The 17474-nt window shown below is 39.1% G+C and carries 19 protein-coding genes; 8 read left to right on the top strand and 11 right to left on the bottom strand.

Features of this window, described 5'->3' with window-relative positions:
* Nucleotides 1–203: 203 nt before the first annotated feature.
* The 5 genes from JBW_RS00510 to JBW_RS00490 form a co-directional block, all read right to left on the bottom strand.
* Nucleotides 204–1037, bottom strand: a complete 834-nt coding sequence (locus tag JBW_RS00510) for a class II fructose-bisphosphate aldolase (RefSeq protein WP_007960906.1) — start codon at nucleotides 1035–1037, stop codon at nucleotides 204–206.
* Nucleotides 1038–1077: 40 nt separating this feature from the next.
* Nucleotides 1078–2190 carry an NAD(P)-dependent oxidoreductase gene (locus JBW_RS00505; protein WP_007960907.1) on the bottom strand — a complete coding sequence of 371 codons (1113 nt, stop codon included), beginning with the start codon at nucleotides 2188–2190 and terminating at the stop codon, nucleotides 1078–1080.
* A 25-nt stretch (nucleotides 2191–2215) separates the two neighbouring features.
* Entirely contained in the window at nucleotides 2216–2689 is a 474-nt protein-coding gene (locus JBW_RS00500; protein ID WP_007960908.1) for a PTS sugar transporter subunit IIA, read from the bottom strand.
* A 170-nt stretch (nucleotides 2690–2859) separates the two neighbouring features.
* Entirely contained in the window at nucleotides 2860–4134 is a 1275-nt protein-coding gene (locus JBW_RS00495; RefSeq protein ID WP_007960909.1) for a PTS transporter subunit IIC, read from the bottom strand.
* 73 nt (nucleotides 4135–4207) lie between these two features.
* Nucleotides 4208–4513, bottom strand: a complete 306-nt coding sequence (locus JBW_RS00490) for a PTS sugar transporter subunit IIB (RefSeq protein ID WP_007960916.1) — start codon at nucleotides 4511–4513, stop codon at nucleotides 4208–4210.
* A gap of 557 nt (nucleotides 4514–5070) precedes the next feature.
* On the opposite strand from JBW_RS00490, the gene JBW_RS00485 reads away from it, so the two are divergent.
* The 4 genes from JBW_RS00485 (at nucleotide 5071) to JBW_RS00470 (ending at nucleotide 9640) form a co-directional block, all read left to right on the top strand.
* Nucleotides 5071–5568 (top strand): hypothetical protein, encoded by a 498-nt coding sequence (locus JBW_RS00485; protein ID WP_007960918.1) that lies wholly within the window; start codon nucleotides 5071–5073, stop codon nucleotides 5566–5568.
* Nucleotides 5569–5825: 257 nt separating this feature from the next.
* Nucleotides 5826–6530 carry a GNAT family N-acetyltransferase gene (locus tag JBW_RS00480; protein WP_007960919.1) on the top strand — a complete coding sequence of 235 codons (705 nt, stop codon included), beginning with the start codon at nucleotides 5826–5828 and terminating at the stop codon, nucleotides 6528–6530.
* A 160-nt stretch (nucleotides 6531–6690) separates the two neighbouring features.
* A complete protein-coding gene (locus JBW_RS00475) occupies nucleotides 6691–7059 on the top strand; it encodes an ArsR/SmtB family transcription factor (RefSeq protein ID WP_007960921.1) in 369 nt (122 codons plus the stop codon).
* Between the two features lie 10 nt (nucleotides 7060–7069).
* Nucleotides 7070–9640: a heavy metal translocating P-type ATPase gene (locus tag JBW_RS00470; RefSeq protein ID WP_007960922.1), complete on the top strand. Its 2571-nt coding sequence runs from the start codon at nucleotides 7070–7072 to the stop codon at nucleotides 9638–9640.
* Nucleotides 9641–9882: 242 nt separating this feature from the next.
* On the opposite strand, the gene JBW_RS00465 is transcribed toward JBW_RS00470, so the two are convergent.
* Complete coding sequence (locus tag JBW_RS00465; RefSeq protein WP_007960923.1) at nucleotides 9883–10203, bottom strand: DUF1540 domain-containing protein; 321 nt, start codon at nucleotides 10201–10203, stop codon at nucleotides 9883–9885.
* 12 nt (nucleotides 10204–10215) lie between these two features.
* Complete coding sequence (locus JBW_RS00460; RefSeq protein ID WP_007960924.1) at nucleotides 10216–10758, bottom strand: NADH peroxidase; 543 nt, start codon at nucleotides 10756–10758, stop codon at nucleotides 10216–10218.
* Nucleotides 10759–10989: 231 nt separating this feature from the next.
* On the opposite strand from JBW_RS00460, the gene JBW_RS00455 reads away from it, so the two are divergent.
* From JBW_RS00455 to hsp18, 3 genes are all read left to right on the top strand, one after another.
* Entirely contained in the window at nucleotides 10990–11766 is a 777-nt protein-coding gene (locus tag JBW_RS00455) for an NRDE family protein (protein ID WP_007960925.1), read from the top strand.
* Nucleotides 11767–11974: 208 nt separating this feature from the next.
* Complete coding sequence (locus tag JBW_RS00450; protein ID WP_007960926.1) at nucleotides 11975–12937, top strand: L-lactate dehydrogenase; 963 nt, start codon at nucleotides 11975–11977, stop codon at nucleotides 12935–12937.
* Between the two features lie 294 nt (nucleotides 12938–13231).
* Entirely contained in the window at nucleotides 13232–13675 is a 444-nt protein-coding gene (gene hsp18, locus JBW_RS00445) for a heat shock protein Hsp18 (RefSeq protein WP_007960927.1), read from the top strand.
* A gap of 168 nt (nucleotides 13676–13843) precedes the next feature.
* Here the strand turns inward: hsp18 and JBW_RS00440 are convergent, their stop codons facing one another.
* The 3 genes from JBW_RS00440 to JBW_RS00430 form a co-directional block, all read right to left on the bottom strand.
* Nucleotides 13844–14074, bottom strand: coding sequence for a GlsB/YeaQ/YmgE family stress response membrane protein (locus JBW_RS00440; protein WP_007960928.1), 231 nt, complete (start codon nucleotides 14072–14074; stop codon nucleotides 13844–13846).
* Between the two features lie 90 nt (nucleotides 14075–14164).
* Nucleotides 14165–14452, bottom strand: coding sequence for a hypothetical protein (locus tag JBW_RS00435; RefSeq protein WP_007960930.1), 288 nt, complete (start codon nucleotides 14450–14452; stop codon nucleotides 14165–14167).
* 53 nt (nucleotides 14453–14505) lie between these two features.
* Entirely contained in the window at nucleotides 14506–15420 is a 915-nt protein-coding gene (locus JBW_RS00430) for a hypothetical protein (protein ID WP_007960931.1), read from the bottom strand.
* A gap of 306 nt (nucleotides 15421–15726) precedes the next feature.
* On the opposite strand from JBW_RS00430, the gene JBW_RS00425 reads away from it, so the two are divergent.
* Entirely contained in the window at nucleotides 15727–16626 is a 900-nt protein-coding gene (locus tag JBW_RS00425; protein WP_007960932.1) for a DMT family transporter, read from the top strand.
* A gap of 255 nt (nucleotides 16627–16881) precedes the next feature.
* Here JBW_RS00425 and JBW_RS00420 read toward each other — a convergent pair whose 3' ends face one another.
* The gene (locus JBW_RS00420) at nucleotides 16882–17382 is read right to left on the bottom strand and encodes a YbhB/YbcL family Raf kinase inhibitor-like protein (protein WP_007960933.1); all 501 of its coding nucleotides are present in this window, start codon (nucleotides 17380–17382) and stop codon (nucleotides 16882–16884) included.
* Nucleotides 17383–17474 lie beyond the last annotated feature (92 nt).

The following is a 17474-nucleotide window of genomic DNA, read 5'->3' as shown; positions in this document are numbered from 1 at the left end:
ATTATAACGCAAATTAGAAATTTCAAGTTATAATTACGCAAAAATCATTACATTTTTCCACATTTTTTTACACTAAGTTACAATCGTTGCGCCATTTAGAAAATAAATTAGTCTACTATTCTATTTTCTAAAAGAGATATGCAAGCTGATAGGAGTAAGCTTACATATCTCTAAATAGAAAAAATTTTTACTTTATTAAATTATTATGCTTTACCGCTTGCTCCAAACCATTTTATGTAGTGTGTCAGTTTGTCAGAGTAGCCTTTAAACATGAAATTGCAAGCTTCTGTTATTTTACTTATTTCCTGCTTCTTTATCGACTCTTGAAATAAATTATATCCTGCCATATCCAAATCAGTATATAAATTGAGTTTTGTTATTCCATACCCGATGGCCTTTTTTAAGTTTTCATCTCCCGTGCCTGAGCATCCATGAAGTACTAAAGGAACATCTACTGCACGATTTAACTTGCTGAGCAAATCAAACTGCAATTCTGGTTTTCCTTTATACACACCATGGGAAGTTCCGACAGCAACCGCAAGACAATCCACACCTGTCATTTCTACAAATTCAATTGCTTCATTTGGATCTGTAAGTCCTTGATCCTTGGTTTCTTTATAGTCACACCCCTGCCCAACATGGCCTAATTCTGCTTCTACTGTTACTCCTACCGCGTGAGCAAACTTAACAATTTCTTTCACGGCTTCTACGTTCTTGTCAAAAGGCAAGGTTGAACGATCAACCATAACAGATGTAAATCCAGCACGTATGGCCTTAACTACCTGTTCTAACTCTTGTCCATGATCTAAATGAACTGCAACTGGTACTGACGCGTTCTTTGCCATTTCTACGGCAATTTTACCAAATTCAAAAATATCAGCCATTACAGGATAAAGGGCAATAATGATTGGCGCTTTTTCTCTTTCGGCAGCTCCGATTGCTGCTCTTATGCTATCTTCATTCCATGCATTAGGAGCTGCCACCCCATAAGACTTCTTTCTGGCATCTGTCAGAATGCTTTTCATATCTGTAAGCATAATTTCACCTTCATTTTCTCTATATTTTATACTAAGGCACTTACGCCTGCCGCTTATTTATTTTCATGATTTCAGTGGAATTAAAGCAAGTAGCAAGGCTGTCTTCTTGGAAGAATGGCTTCATCGTTCCTTCTAATATGGAGGCTGACCCTTCTGAAACATCTTTTCTTTGACCTGCTAAATGAGGGGTTAGTATCACATTGTCCAATTTGACTAAAGGACTGGTCTTTGGCAGAGGTTCTGTATAATATACATCCAGCGCTGCTCCCGCTATTTTTCCTTTCTGCAATACATCAATCAGAGCTTCTTCATCAATAATTTCTCCTCTTGCAACATTGATGAAGTATGCGGAAGGTTTCATCTTATTAAAGAGTTCTCTGCTGATGATGCCTCTGTTTGATTCAACAGGGGGAATGTGAATGGTTATAAAATCGCTGTTTACAAATAGTTCCTCCAGAGTACATACCGTGCCATACTCACCTAATATCTTTTTATCTAAAAACGGATCATACACTTGTACGTCCATACCAAGTCCGGCTGCCTTCTCAGCGACTTTCCGCCCTATTTTACCAAGGCCAACCACTCCAAATTTTTTATTTTTAAGGGTAAGTCCTCTAAACGTTTCGTACTCTTCCCAACTTGGTACTTCTCTATTGAGATCGCCTGCCCATTTGCCCTCTTTTACGTATCGATCAGCTCTCATTATATTTCTGCAAAGTGCCAAAGCGAAAGTGATAGTAAGATCCGATACTGGTTCAACGGACCGTCCTGGAGCATTAAAGAAATAAATTCCTTTATCCGTAACAGCGTCTACATTTACACTTACAGCATCGGATCTGCAGCAGCCAATCGCAATAAGATCCTTACCAGCCTCAATCACTTGCTTTGTAACAGGAGATGTATGAACCACAAGAAGATTCACACCATCAATCCTGCTGATCAGTTCTTGAGGATGCCCACAATATTCTGTAACACTGTCATCGCCTATATCGTCTTTTTTTTCTCTGCTCATCGGTTTGTCCATTACTTGATCAAATGAATCAATTTCATAATCGTAACCTTCCAATACACGCTTGGTAGCTTCAATCAGATCTTTCGTTTTTACCCAATCGTCTCCCACGACCAATGCTTTTATTTTCTTACCTTTATCCATACTAACATCCTCCTCTTATTTTGTTTTAATCAGCATTTACGATCTCAGATACAAATATCTTTAACGCTTCCTCTGCCGATTTTACACCATAGAGTTTTGTAATATTTTCTTCCACCTTGCAATAATTAACAATATTCTTCAAGTAATTAATATGACCATTCTCACCCTTTAGTGCCAGTAAAAACATGATTCCAACATTCAGTTTAGAATCACTATTTCCCATTTCTGAAAACTCGATTAGATGATCTGATATTCCCAGTACAACCGACTGCGTTATTACATTCTCGTGTTTAGAATGAGGAACTGCTATAGCAATTGGTTTGGTTGGAAGACCAGTAGGATAGGCATCTTCCCTTTCAATTGTTGCACGTTCATAATGTTCATTGACATACCCTTTCTCCAGCAAATGATTCGTTAAAGAATGTATTGCTGCTTCTTTTGATGTTATGTTCTTCAACATTACTACGTCATAAAATATAGTGTCTGCTTCATTGCTCATATTTCCCCTCCTCCTAGTCTTTGATGTTGGCTAATCATGTGCTTACACATCCTCTTATCATGAATTTTCTCTTATGATTCGGATGTGTAAGCGTATCTTTTCATACCCTTAGCTATATAGCTGCCAATATGAAGAAATCTTACTATAACAATCTCATTTACACGTGCACGTTAAAAACCAAATATCCAAGAAAACAATCCATATACTAAAACCAGTCCGGGAGTCCCTGCCGCATCCCAATTGGACACTAGGCCTTTAGCAGCATCATATCCCATGGAAACTGCCAAATGAGTCATAGGACCCGCCATGAACGTAGCTCCCCAGCAGAAGAGACAAACGATCAGGGATAATATTATGATATTATGAAATATGTTTCCTTCTGTGATCGCATTTACCGCTGCACTCTCCCAGAGAATGATAATTAAACTTACGGATGAAATCATCTGATTCCCTGGAAGTATAACCGATATCAGCAATGCTATCGGATACATAATGAGTGTTGTAGGAACAACTGCTGCATGTCCAATAACCGTTGAACAATCAAGTGCAATACGCACATCATCCCTTTTTAGTTTACTTACAAGTATCTGTCTTGCAGCCTTAATGACTGGAAACCAACCTTCCACAAGTATGGCCGCCATTCTTGGAAGAAGGAGAAATGCGGCTGCCATCTTCACTCCAAGTAATAGGGAGGGCATAATACCGACTTGGCTAAATAGTCCAATGATAATACCCAGTATTGCTCCCATGACCGTTGTTTCTCCAAATATTCCAAATTTTTCTTCAATAGTTTCAGCATTAATATTGATATCTTTAATAACAGGTATTCTTTTTAAAACCCATTCAATTGGTATGGCAATGCATGCCTGAAATGAAAAGTGAGTCCCATGAGGCCATGAGCCTCCCGGAGGAAAATTATTAATTCTTTCTATATATGGCGCCGCAATATCTGCGGCTTTTACATCAATGATCAGAAAGATTACAACAGCAAAAGTGGCAATCCAGAAGTTTCCGGTAGTAACACCGATCATTCCTGCCAAAAGCATCGCTCTCCATGTATTAAAAACATCGACATAGATGGTTTGGGTAAATCGCACAGATACTAATATTACATTTACGATTAGAAATACGAGTACCCCAAAATAACCATATGTATTTCCAAAAGCATATCCTACAGAACCCCAGCCAATATCTACTACACTTTTATTGATGCCATACAGAGAGATCATATTGCTTATTGGATTTACCATGGCGGTCTGTATCAAATTTACAACAAGGAACAGACCTGTAAGCCCTATAGAAACTTTCAAGGCACCAAGTATAGCTTTCTTGATTGGTACTTTCACAAGCAAAGAAATGGCAATAATAATACCTAGTATAGTGACGGTTGAATCAAAGCTAAAGAACGCAGATAGCCCATTGGTGATTGAATCTATAAATTCCATTTTTTTACCCTCCATACATATTCTCGTTACCATCACAATATCTTGAAATCTTTAAAACAACTATCAGAATCACTTATTCTTGCATAATTTTTTTAACTTCATCCACAATTTGATCCAGTGCCTTTTTGGCAGCCTTATCATCTAACATGATCCCTAAAGCCCTTATCATTGGTATGGAGTATGTTGCCTTCATTTCCACAGTTGTAACAAGTAAGTCAGCTCCGCTGATTGCTTCGTCTACATCACTTACTCTACATAAAACTATTTTGACATTTTTTAGACCTTCCTGTTTGATTCGATCTTCAATTTCTTCTTTTAAGTAATTGGATGTACATATACCTGCTCCGCAGCAGCAAAGGATTGTCACTTTTTCTTTCATGCTCTCATCTCCTCCAGATTCTATTTCACTTATAAATATATGCAACTATCGTGCCAGTTACAAATTAAGTAGATAATCCCCTTGTAAACACTGTTACTATCGAGTTCTAACATAAATGTAATTACATAACTATTCACAATATTGGCACGAAATCATACAAAACTAATCAAAAACGGTCCATATTTCTATTAAATAATAAAAAACCAATATTTCATAACAAAAAACTCCCACATTTCTTGTAGGAGTTTTTTATTTAAATGATGATAACCTCGATTACTTCGGCCTGGAGAAGCATCCATTTCCCGTTCTTACACCATATACTATCTTTACATTATTCATCATTTGCTGCAGAGTTCTGTAATATTGTCAAATTATAGTATGTAACATATACTAAGTCAACTAAAAAAATTAAATTAGCGTAGTAATATATTGTAAGGTACGTATATACTAACTTAAAGGTATCAAAATCGAAAGAATACATGATCCATCAGGAGATTTTATAAATAATGTAGTTAGATACTGCTATAAAAGTAAAAAAAGAAGGTGAAGCGATAGCAATGAGCAGTAATCAATGGGATATCCAAGCACGTGCTTTTCAGATTCCCTATACTCCTTTTAGCCATAACTTCTGGGTATTAACCAATTCCACTCATAGAGTAACAGATCAAATTCATGGCCTAGCATTTCATATAGAAACTAAAACAACCAAGGCAATCGGCAGCTCCGTTGATCGCCTGCAAGTGTTTCGTGATGCTGGAATCCCTTGGTCCTTGCAGCCCAATCAACCAACGAGATCCTGTATTACAGGTGATGAAGCCCAGGTAAAAGAACGATGGCAAGCAGCAGTCAATGCAATTCCTGCCATTAATGCATTACAGCTGTGTTACCCTAATTTATGGGAGCATTTTCACAAAAAAAACTGCAACTCTGTCTTTAATACCCTGGGACAGATCATGGGGATTGACGCCCCCTCGCTCTTACTCCCCACTTGGGCCCCTGGAATCCACTTAATCATTTCACAAGATATTATCAATCAATATTGCTATAAACAGTAGTAAATGAACCAAAAATGACCCCAGAACCGCTGGTAGTTCCAAAAAGCATATCTACAGCTTCTGGTTTCAGAAAAAATAAGGTTCGCTTCTTTAATAAGATGGATCAGTTCTTGTGTTGTGATCACATAATCCACATAGGGAAATGGAGGCTATTTCCTCTTTGAACATTTGCCCAAAAAGGTTGCAGCTGTGTTACGTATATTCTTTATGTAGCATATAATATATCAGATTCCGTAAGTTCAATTGGCGGTGATTGCATGATCAGTGACGATATCGTCGGTAATCGCAATACTTGGGAAATGACAGCCATCCCTGGAGGAATCATCGAGTGGGTTGATAGTCAAGCAGCTACTTCTATATTGGAGGGTCTTCCAATCGTAAGCAGCGTTAGTCCGAAGTCTCTTCGAGATCTTTCTCTAACTGATCCCATTAAAATCGATACGCTAAATCTTACGTTAACCTATAAGCCCTTATCTTATGAATACCAACAGCAAATCATGAGTTTTCATTCTGCGCATACCCCACTATTACAATTCTTACAGACAGATGCATTTCTTTATGAAGAAATAGGCAACACATGCACTACCTTATTCTTTGAAAGCAATGCTAACGAACTAGTTGGATTTTGTTCGACAAAATGTTCATCATTAAAAGTTAAGGGGCGAAAAATAATAAGCCTTTGCCCTTCTGTGGAAGTAGCAGCATTATGCATTGACGATCACTATCGATATTTGGGCATCGGGCAAGCAATCTTTAATCACACGATCCAGCAAATATATAAGATTCAAACGATGGTAGGAGTACAATTGATTACACTATTTGCCTTACCAGAGGCTGCAGCCTTCTATCAAAAATTCGGTTTTCGCAAGTTAGAAAATGGAATGAACGTGCTTTACATTTCAGTCCACAAATGTTGCATCCCTATGTATTTTCCATTACCTCACATTCCAATTAGACAGTGATATACTATAGCAACGATTTAAAACTAACCCCATGATTTTCTATGGGGTTAGTTTCCTAATCATATTTTTATCAAATCGCTGCATTTTGGCCTTGACTTCTCATATAAATCATTTATAATACAACATATGAATACATGTTCATATGTTAGGGAGTGAGAACTTGCAAACGAAAGAATGTACCGAAGATATTTGTGAGCAGCTCTGTGAGCATCCGCAAATTATCTGTATCGCCAAAAAAGAATCTATTTCTGATAGTGAGGCACAGCAAGTCGCTGAAATCTTTAAATTACTTGGTGATCCGACAAGAGTGAAAATATTACAAGTGTTAACCAAACGGGAGTTGTGTGTATGTGATATTGCAGCGGTGATCGAAATGGGCCAGTCTGCCGTTTCTCATCAGCTGCGGCTTCTACGCAATGCTCGACTTGTCCGATACCGCCGAGAGGGAAAAATGGCTTGGTATTCCTTAGATGACGAACACGTCCGTTCATTACTCTCTCAAGGTATCGACCATATTAAACACCGATAGGAGTGAGATCATGGCGAATAAAACTCAATTCATTGAAGAAACAAAACATTCCTGTGACGATAGCTGCTCTGAATCCGGTGCAGTATTGACAAAGCCGGAGACAATACCATCCTGCAGTTGTTGCTCACCAGAAGGTTCTCCTACTGATGCTGATATGAATCATGAGGGACACATCGATGAAGAAGCAGCAGCTGTTGAAGATCATTGCGATTGCGCACACACAGCTGCTCCAGCCATTGCCCAAAGTGATAGTATCGTAAATAGCTTTACCATTGCCGGCCTCGACTGCGGAGATTGCGCTATTAAATTGGAAAAAGGTCTCGGGAAGCAAAAAGGCATTATAGACGTAAAGGTCAACTTTGCCACTGCAAAGATGAAAGTAACGTATAATCATACTATGATTCAAACTGCAGAAATTGCAAAAGCCGTTAGCAGTTTTGGATATAAAGCCAGTCTAATAAACGATATAAATAAACAGTCCCAATTTCATAAGTCAGTATTTACCGTCTCTGGACTTGATTGTGGCGATTGCGCCAATAAGCTGGAAAAACATCTCTCCACCCTGTCAGGAGTGCACACAGCGAATGTAAACTTTGCTGCTGCAAAATTAACGGTAGAACATACAACTACCGACTCTGCTATTATGCAGGCGGTCGCACAAGTAGGTTACAAGGCAGAAATTAATACCCAATCGATACAACATACCAAAATACAGGCAGAGTGGTGGACCAACCCCAAAACCCAGTCCACAATATTTTCCGGAATCATCCTAGCAGTCAGCATGATACTTGATTGGCTGGGTATTGGTGATACAATCATTGTTCCTTTATATGTTCTAGCTGCCATTGTGGGCGGATACAATACCGCAAAAAGCGGTTTTTACAGCCTGCGGTCCCTTACTTTTGATATGAATTTTCTAATGACAGTAGCTGTCATCGGAGCATTCGCCATCGGAGAGTGGGGCGAAGGAGCAACGGTTGCTTTTCTATTCTCCTTTGGTAACACATTGCAAACCTATACGATGGATAAAACAAGACAATCAATAAGGGCACTGATGGAATTAGCACCAGCGGAAGCTTTAGTTTTGCGTAACGGTCTGGAGCAAAAGCTTCCTGTAGAAGAAATCGTGATCGGTGATATCATTATCGTAAAGCCTGGTGAACGCATTGCTATGGATGGCATTGTTAAGAACGGGGCATCTGCCGTGAACCAGGCGACAATTACAGGAGAATCATTACCGGTAGAAAAAACAATTGGCGATGGGGTATATGCAGGTACCGTCAATGAGCATGGTGCTTTAGAAATTGAAGTTACTAAAATTGCTGCCGACTCTACTCTTGCCAAAATTATGCACTTAGTTGAAGAAGCACAGTCACAGAAGGCTCCCTCCCAACAGTTTGTTGATCAGTTCGCGAAATACTATACACCAGCAGTGTTAGTAATTGCTGCAGGGATCATGGTTGTACCTTGGCTGCTCTTTAGTCAGCCATTCGCTCCATGGTTCTACAAAGGCTTAGTCCTTCTTGTCATATCTTGCCCTTGCGCTTTGGTTATTTCCACACCTGTTTCCATCGTTTCAGCCATTGGTAACTCCTCTAGGAATGGTGTTCTTATTAAAGGTGGTGCTTACCTAGAGCAAATGGGTTCCATACAGGCCATTGCCTTTGATAAAACTGGTACCTTAACTCATGGTCATCCCAGAGTTACAGATATTATAGCTGTGAACAGCAATGAACAAGATGTTTTAACCACCGCAGCCTCCATCGAAAAATGGTCTGAACATCCATTGGCTACTGCAATCGTCGAAAAATCTTCAGGGTTAGCCTTAAAGCCAATAATCAATTTTAAAGCCCTGGTGGGACGTGGGGCACAAGCAGATATCGATAACCAAACTGTATTCATCGGAAATCCACGCTTGTTTGAAGAATTGGGATTGAACCTATCTCAATACGAAGAACAAATTACAGATCTACAGCAACAAGGCAAAACTCTTATGCTAGTCGGAACGCAAAACACTCTATACGGCATGATTGCGGTAGCTGATACCTTACGGGAAAATAGTAAAGATGCCCTTATGAAACTCCGGGAAGCAGGGATAAAGCACATTGCAATGCTAACAGGTGACAATCGACAAGTAGCTGGCTCTATCGCAAAAGAATTGAACATTGATACCCTTTATAGTGAACTCCTACCCCAAGATAAAGTAGCAACCATAAATGAACTCCTGAATAAATATAACAATGTAGCGATGGTCGGCGATGGAGTCAATGATGCTCCTGCCATGGCCGCCTCCACAATTGGTGTTGCCATGGGGGTCGCTGGCTCGGATACGGCCCTGGAAACAGCCGATATCGCGCTGATGTCCGATGATCTGGGAAAATTGGCCTATGTAATCAAACTCAGCAATAAGACACTGTCCATCATTAAGCAAAATATCAGTTTTTCAATCATAATTAAAATCATTTTTGTTATTTTAACATTCACCGGCATGGCGAATTTATGGCTTGCCGTCTTCGCTGATACAGGTTCATCAATCCTTGTAACATTAAATGGAATGCGATTGATGCGAAAAATAAATTAACACTGCGCATCCTTTAAAACATACAAACGAATTGAACCACAAAGACGCAAAGTACACAAAGGGTTTTATTTATATTTTTGTCATTGCGAACAGAGTTAAGCAATCTCTTAACAGCAGGGGATTGCTTCGCTATGCTCGCAATGACAGATGAAGCTCATTCTTACCAGCGTAAGAGTGAGCTTCACTTATTTGGGGAAACCTCTAAATGACAGGCTTTGATTCTATCATCTCAAAATTACACATTAGCTTCTTTGCTGGAAGCTGGAACACTCCGTTTGCGTATAGAATTCTACTCTTTGTCCACTGACCTGAATCTGGTCTAACGAACAGAGTCGATTGTCATTATATGTACAAGTCTCAACGGTACATTTTAAACAATCACAGGAACCCATGCTTAACGTATTGTTTGTCAGTTCAGAGTAATGACGGTTGTCTAAAAAAGAGCCACAGCAGGTGTCACATTCTTTTTTAGCAGAGCTGCCAACAATATCAATACAGTTTGCATAACATTCACCAGATTGATTATGGGAACAGTTCGTAACTTTACAGTTGATTTTTGCCATGTTGATTCCTCCTCACTTAAAATATCGATCGAGTAAGCCCGCAAAAGCACACCCATGCCTAGCTTCATCCTTGCACATCTCATGTACGGTATCATGAATCGCATCTAAATTATGTTGTTTTGCCAACGTCGCAAGCTTCTTCTTCCCATCACATGCGCCATACTCCGCTTCCACTCTTGCTGTTAAGTTAGCTTTCGTATCTGCCACAACTACCTCACCTAAGATCTCGGCAAATTTAGCAGCATGATCCGCTTCTTCATAAGCAATGCGCCTATAAGCCTCTGCCACTTCCGGATAACCTTGCCGATCTGCCTGGCGGGACATAGCCAAATACATCCCAACCTCTGTACATTCTCCCATAAAATTAGCACGTAACCCTTCCACAATCTCTCCGGGAACATCCTTAACAATGCCAATTCGATGTTCATCTGCCCAAGCTAATTTTCCAGTCATTTCTTTAAACTGATCCTTGCCAGCTTTGCAGATGGGACATTTGTCAGGTGCTTCTTCACCTTCATGAACATATCCGCAAATTGTACAAATAAATTTTTTCATTCCTTTTCCTCCCAGCTTATTTAAAAAGATATTTCATCTTTTATGGATAGTATTCGTTATATTTCCCCATACAATACCAGCTTGCATTCCCACTTGGGAAAAAATACAATATTTTCTTGAGCTTTTTTCTCATTAAGAATTCCATCTTCTAAAAATAGCTTTTTTACTCTTTTTTGAAGGTGACAGGTATTTTCTTGGAGAACCATAAAATAAAGGGAGGTTATTGCTACGATGTGCTTAATTTTATTTGCTTACAAACATCATCCCAAATACCCTTTGATTGTTGCTGCAAACCGAGATGAGTTTTATTCCCGCCCTACTGCCCCAGCTCAATATTGGCCAGACTATCCTCATATTTTAGCTGGAAGAGATTTGAAAGAACTTGGCACTTGGATGGGAATTACTGTCCATGGACGCTTTGCAGCTCTAACCAACTATCGGGATCCTCGCCAGCATACAACAGATGCACTATCTAGAGGACATTTAGTTGCCAACTATCTTAGCAATCAGCAATCGCCCCAAGAGTACTTAGGAAAGATTGCCAAACAAGCTGATCAGTATAATGGTTTTAACCTCCTTGTTGGCGATCTGCAATCCCTGTGGTATTATGGGAACAAACAAGGACAAGTGCAGCCCGTCGTACCTGGAGTCCACGGGCTTTGCAATCATCTATTAAACTCTCCCTGGCCTAAGCTTGAAAAAGGACGCCAGCAGTTAGCCCAATGCCTTACTCAAGAGGATGTTTTCGAAGATGAGTTATGGCAGATCCTGACCAATGGAGAACAAGCCGCTGATGATCTGCTGCCAAACACAGGCGTTGGTTTGGAGTTAGAGCGTACTCTCTCCTCGATCTTCATTGAAAGTCCAGAGTATGGAACACGCTCTTCTACAATATTACTTATCAGGCAGGATGGATGGGTTACGTTTGTTGAACGAAAATATCATTCCTCTCAAAGTTCGTGGCAAGAGTCCTCACATGAATTCCAACTCAAGGGACATCTGCTATAAGAAAAACGCTTCACTCCCTTTTAAGAAATAAGCCCCTTCTTTATATTTTTTGTGTTCTCCTTTGTGTGCCGCACAGCGGCATTGCGCCTTTGTGGTTCATAATTTCTTTTATGACTAAAAACTTATACTTTTAGGTCTATAAGAAAAGTTGGGATCGCATGTCTTTATATATTATAATGAATCACTTAAAACTGGAGGGAAATTATCTATGAATGCAACAAAAAACAAGCTTGTCATCGTTGGTACAGGTCATGTAGGTTCGGCAGTACTAAATTGTGCTTTATCCTTTAATTTTGTATCCGAGATTGCCGTTATTGATATTATTAACAAAAAAGCCCAAGGCGAAGCCTTGGATTCCACTCATGCGATACCGTTTTCCACTGGCACAAACGTAAACATTCATGCCGGGACTTTTGAAGAATGCAAAGATGCACGTGTGATTATCATCGCCGCCGGCCCTAGTATCATGCCAGGTGAAATCCCTGATCGCTTAACTCTTGCCAGTAGAAATGTAGAAGTGATGAAGGATGTAATGACCTCCATCACCCAATACACCAAAGATGCTGTCATCATCATGATCACAAATCCTTTGGATATCATGGTCTATTATGCAGAAAACTTCTTCGGTTACCCCAAGAATAAGATCTTCGGTACTGGAACAACCCTTGAGACGGCGCGCTTTAGAAGTATTATGGCAAACAAGTATAAGGTAGATCCTAAAAATGTTCATGGCTATATGCTTGGCGAACATGGTAATTCCGCATTCCCAGCTTGGAGCCTTGTCAATATCGCTGGAGTTCCCTACAATCAGTTAGACAGCTATTTTCAGCCAAATGAGCCTCTAGACACAGAAACGACAGCTGCTAGTGTTATTTCTGTCGCCTATGATGTCCTTAACCTTAAAGGCTGCACCAATTCTGGCATCGCAATGGCTGCTTGTCATCTTGCCAGAGCGGTTCTATTTAATGAACGCAGCATATTCCCCGTCTCTACCACTCTGCAAGGAGAATATGGCTTACATCATGTTGCCTTGAGTCTTCCCTGCATCATAACAGAAGAAGGCATCGAAAGACGCATTGAGGTTACCCTATCCGATGAAGAAATTAAAAAACTCCAGCATAGTGCCCAAAGTATCTCAAATGTCATGAAGTCGGTAGGACTGCTAAAGTAAATAACCATTAAAAAGCTGATCCCGATGTCGATATCGGGATCAGCTTTTTATTTCAATATTTTTTATATTAAAATGCTTAAGATAGGTCAAAAACAAGAAAATATCCTTAAAAGTTTTTACAATATGAAGTTATCATTTCTTTAATTGTTTTTTCTTTTATTTTTACATGATTACATATTCTTCCTTGTGTTGAAAAAGTTTGACCTTTTGACTATAATAGAATCAAAGGCAAGAACCAACTGCTTTCACTGGTGGTTAATAAAAAAATTACATCTTTGTAAGGAGGAAAAAAGTATGTTCAATCTAGTTCCTTTTGGTAAAAATCATCCATTAGAAAAAAGGGAGGACTTCTTTAATCAAGTATTTGATAACTTCTTCAGAGAGGATTTTTTTGCTCCTCTAACTAAAATCGGCAATGACTTCCGTGTCGATCTCAAAGAAGTAGAAGATTCTTATTTAATTGAAGCTGATCTACCGGGTATCAAAAAAGAAGATATTGCATTACAATACGCAAATAACTATCTCACTATCATTGCCAAACGTCATTACAATGAGGAAAACAAACAAGACAATTATCTGCGCAGAGAACGCCGCTATGGTGAATTTCAGCGTTCATTCTACATCGGCAATGTCCAGGAAGACCAAATCGATGCTGAATTTAAGGACGGTGTTCTGATCATTACATTACCTAAGAAAGATAAAGCTGTTAAGAATGTCAATACCATTCCCATTCGTTAATTCTATATTATCTCCTAAGTAAATAATACGCTCTTAAGACTTGGCTTAGCCGCCAAGTCTTTTCTTTTTAATTTATTCGATATCCAATTCTGGAAGCCCCACACAGATACGCTGCCTCCGTTTACGTAAAGGTTGCAAAAAGTAGATTTTCTCTTATTTAAATAGTCATTACCCAACCAGTCTCATAATCCACAATAATACAATCGCCCCGATTGTTGCTGTAATGATTTCACCGATTGTTCCATAAGCACTTAGACCCAAGAGGCTAAACAAGAAGCCGCCGATGAAAGATCCTACGACCCCTATAACCAAATCACCAACCAGACCAAATCCTCTGCCTTTTGTAATATTACCGGCTAGCCATCCTGCTATAATTCCAATGATTAAAAACCAAAGCATACTTGCCCCCTCCTTTTTTCATTAACGAAAGAGGCAAGCTTACCTCTTTCGTTAATGAATTTCTACTGGAAAGTTTCTATTTTATCTGGATTATTTAAATCGAGAAACCGCCTTCTCAATTGAATCCTCCAGCTCTGCCCATGCTTTTTCAGTACCTTCTTTTACATCTTCCCATGCATGCCCGCTAGTATCTTTAAGCTGTCCGTATTTTACTACGAACTCGTCTCTCTTCTTTTCAAGATTATCCACTTGAGACAGATATTCAGATTTCAAATCTGACTGAACCTCGGCAACTTTGGTTTTCAGATCAGCTAATTTAGCATTATATTGTGCTATACTGACCTCAATCTTTTCCAAATATATATTACGTTTTTCCATCCTGCACTCCCCCTATTTCTTCATTACCTCTTCCCATTGTCAATTAGAAAGACCTATTCTACCGTTTCAATAGAATGCAATACATCTCCAGTAAAACCAAGTTTTTTGGTACCATATATCCAAACCGTATCATCCTCTTCCGTACTAACAGGTTTACCCCAGCTTAGACGAATTTGTCCTTTGGTCATACCTTCCTCTACAATACCGCTTTCAATCTTGTTCCACGCATCCAGAGACCAGCCAGAGGTTACTCTTGGGTCCTCCGTAAATAAAGCATCTTGCCAAGGAGGAGTCTGGGTCCAAGAATTTACTGGCATATTGGTCCAACTGTAGGCAATAGGTAAAATCGCCTTTTCTCCATTAATAGAAATAATCAACCAGATGGGTTCTTGAGATTGATTCCCCGTATACACATCAACCACTGTAGCTGGACTGCCAATTGAGGCTGCTACCGTCGCTGGCACTGAATTTATACCGGGTACATTTACACCTAACAGCTCTCTAAACTTAGGGTAAACAACTTTTCCCAAGAATTGTTCTTTGGCATTCACCAGATCGGCTGTTAACACCAAGTTGTCTAATTGACCACGCATCGTGCGTCCCACCAATTTTTCTCCCGTATCCTTTACCGTTAGATAAACCAGATATTCATGCTGGTTGTAACCAGCTGGAAAGGGTACAATTTCTGTAGCGATAACTTCTTTGCCAACATGTCCGGTATAGGAACTGCGAACGGAACGATCACCTTCAAATCCTTTGTCTGCCTGATCAACTGGAAAAATTTCATATCCTGCGGCCTGCTTATCCGCTGGCAAAGCAAGGAAGGTAAAACTGTTTCCTCTCCATTGTTCTATAGTCAGATTAACTGGAGTTGTTCCGCTGGAAACCGCTGCCCATGCAGACCCTCCTACTCCAAATACTAATATTAAACTAAACAATAAGATATTTTTCAAATTTAATCGTTTCATCTTATATTCTCCTTTCTTTTCTGTATATTCATTGTCTATTTTTATATGACAAAAAACCCCCTGAGTGTACAGGATGTATCTGTACACAACAGATCAGCTTCCCATTTCTCGCGGAGGTTAGTACTTGTATTTATGATTTAAGAGAGACTTCTTATATCCACATTATATCGATAATAATAATTATTGTCAAATAATAAATTTATTCTCTATTGAGATCTCTAATTTATTGAAAATTTGTATTTATATTGTAAGCGGATCTACTATCCAGTATAGTAGAATTAGCAAGTAGAATCGGAGGTTTCGTCAATGGATGATAAGAAACATAAGAACATCGCTTATGGGGCAGCTGTGTTATATGCCTTTATTATAGGTTTCTCTTTTCTCTTTGTAAAATTAGCTTTAACAGTATCCGATCCCATCGATACTCTCGCTCATCGCTTTACTGCATCTTTTCTGGCAATTTTGGTTCCCGTCCTTCTTGGCAAAATCCATTTAAGCTTTACGAGAAAAGATATGATTCAAATTCTACCCTTGGCACTTTTATATCCAGCACTCTTCTTCGGCTTTCAAATCTCAGGACTGGTGTACACGACCTCTTCTGAGGCCGGAATTATTCTGGCATCTACACCAGTTCTCACTATGTTTCTAGCCTCTTATTTCTTGAAAGAAAAAAATAATTATTTGCAAAATCTTTCCCTCGGCTTATCGGTGGCAGGGGTTATCTACATTCTTGCCATGAAAGGTGCTTCTTTTGAAACCGAGCAAATTCTAGGAACGTCACTACTCTTCCTATCTTCCCTCTCCTTTGCAGGCTACAGTGTATTAGCCCGACCATTAACCAAAAAGTTTAAACCACTGGAATTAACTTTCATCATGCTTACCATTGCTTTTTTTACCTTCAATCTATTAGCTCTTATACGCCATGGCATGAATGGTACGATTAATGAATACTTTCAACCCTTGTCAGACCCCATCTTTCTCATCTCCATTTTGTACTTAGGCGTACTGTCCTCTCTAGGAACTTCCTGGCTATCCAATTATGTTTTATCTAAGATTGAAGCATCAAAAATGAGTGTATTCGGCAATTTAGCTACCCTGATTTCTATGATTGCAGGGGTAATTTTTCTACAAGAGCAATTGGAATATTATCATATTATTGGAGCCATTATGATCATTGCAGGTATCCTTGGTACAAATCTGCTATAGACTACTTTTAATCTTTTTAGAACGGCTTAAAAAAACGCTACGCGTCCTTTAAAAAACCGATAAAACGAATGGAATCACAAAGACGCAAAGGACACAAAGGGTTTTTATTTATTTTTTGTGCACTCCTTTGCGTGCCGCGTTAGCGGCATTGTGCCTTTGTGGTTCATAAAATCTCATCTTTTCCGCACCTAAAAACTTTTACTTTCTATGCTTAAAAAGAGCACGACTCGGTGAGTCGTGCTTTTTAATGCCTTCTTAATTATAGTAGATGCCTTTCAACGTATAGTGAGCCAAAACATGTCCTTCCATCACCTTATAGAGTTCGTTCACATAAAAACCATCTTGTAAATCCAGCGAACGATCTAATGCAAAAACATGTATTTCATAAGTATGAGGCTTATCAGGAGGCATTGGTCCGCCATATTTTGCCGCCTCATATTTTCCTAGCGGCTCTGCAAGTAAAGCGCTAGACCAGCTATTCGTACCTTGAACAAATTTTTTGGTATTCACACTCGCATTCTCCCCTAATGAATCACTTGTTATATTTGCAGCAGACCAATGTATCCAGGAAAATCCGGTAGGAGGTATTGCATCTTTATCTTCCATAAGAATCGCAAAAGTTCTCGTGTTTTGAGGATACTTTTTGATTTCTAAGGGTAAGGAATACGTTGGCATCCCCTTAAAAAATTGTTCTCCATACTTTCCATATTTCTTATCGATAATGCCATTGACAATACCAGTACTAGTAACAATCATAACACTAATCCCCTTTCAATTCTCTTTACCAATAAATGTATACCAAAATCATAAAACAGTAAAGTACATATAATATATCAGATTACGCCCAT

The organism is Pelosinus fermentans JBW45, assembly GCF_000271665.2.
In the GTDB taxonomy this organism is placed as follows: Bacteria; Bacillota; Negativicutes; order DSM-13327; family DSM-13327; genus Pelosinus; species Pelosinus baikalensis.
This window is presented reverse-complemented; position numbering and strand designations above follow the sequence as displayed.

Bases quoted from the DNA above. Each gene is read 5' to 3' on its own strand.
- JBW_RS00455 (WP_007960925.1), top strand. From the start codon at position 10,990: ATGTGCTTAATTTTATTTGCTTACAAACATCATCCCAAATACCCTTTG.
- JBW_RS00450 (WP_007960926.1), top strand. From the start codon at position 11,975: ATGAATGCAACAAAAAACAAGCTTGTCATCGTTGGTACAGGTCATGTA.
- JBW_RS00460 (WP_007960924.1), bottom strand. From the start codon at position 10,758: ATGAAAAAATTTATTTGTACAATTTGCGGATATGTTCATGAAGGTGAA.
- JBW_RS00420 (WP_007960933.1), bottom strand. From the start codon at position 17,382: ATGATTGTTACTAGTACTGGTATTGTCAATGGCATTATCGATAAGAAA.
- JBW_RS00440 (WP_007960928.1), bottom strand. From the start codon at position 14,074: ATGCTTTGGTTTTTAATCATTGGAATTATAGCAGGATGGCTAGCCGGT.
- JBW_RS00435 (WP_007960930.1), bottom strand. From the start codon at position 14,452: ATGGAAAAACGTAATATATATTTGGAAAAGATTGAGGTCAGTATAGCA.
- JBW_RS00465 (WP_007960923.1), bottom strand. From the start codon at position 10,203: ATGGCAAAAATCAACTGTAAAGTTACGAACTGTTCCCATAATCAATCT.
- JBW_RS00430 (WP_007960931.1), bottom strand. From the start codon at position 15,420: ATGAAACGATTAAATTTGAAAAATATCTTATTGTTTAGTTTAATATTA.
- JBW_RS00495 (WP_007960909.1), bottom strand. From the start codon at position 4,134: ATGGAATTTATAGATTCAATCACCAATGGGCTATCTGCGTTCTTTAGC.
- JBW_RS00500 (WP_007960908.1), bottom strand. From the start codon at position 2,689: ATGAGCAATGAAGCAGACACTATATTTTATGACGTAGTAATGTTGAAG.
- JBW_RS00425 (WP_007960932.1), top strand. From the start codon at position 15,727: ATGGATGATAAGAAACATAAGAACATCGCTTATGGGGCAGCTGTGTTA.
- hsp18 (WP_007960927.1), top strand. From the start codon at position 13,232: ATGTTCAATCTAGTTCCTTTTGGTAAAAATCATCCATTAGAAAAAAGG.
- JBW_RS00490 (WP_007960916.1), bottom strand. From the start codon at position 4,513: ATGAAAGAAAAAGTGACAATCCTTTGCTGCTGCGGAGCAGGTATATGT.
- JBW_RS00485 (WP_007960918.1), top strand. From the start codon at position 5,071: ATGAGCAGTAATCAATGGGATATCCAAGCACGTGCTTTTCAGATTCCC.
- JBW_RS00505 (WP_007960907.1), bottom strand. From the start codon at position 2,190: ATGGATAAAGGTAAGAAAATAAAAGCATTGGTCGTGGGAGACGATTGG.
- JBW_RS00470 (WP_007960922.1), top strand. From the start codon at position 7,070: ATGGCGAATAAAACTCAATTCATTGAAGAAACAAAACATTCCTGTGAC.
- JBW_RS00510 (WP_007960906.1), bottom strand. From the start codon at position 1,037: ATGCTTACAGATATGAAAAGCATTCTGACAGATGCCAGAAAGAAGTCT.
- JBW_RS00480 (WP_007960919.1), top strand. From the start codon at position 5,826: ATGATCAGTGACGATATCGTCGGTAATCGCAATACTTGGGAAATGACA.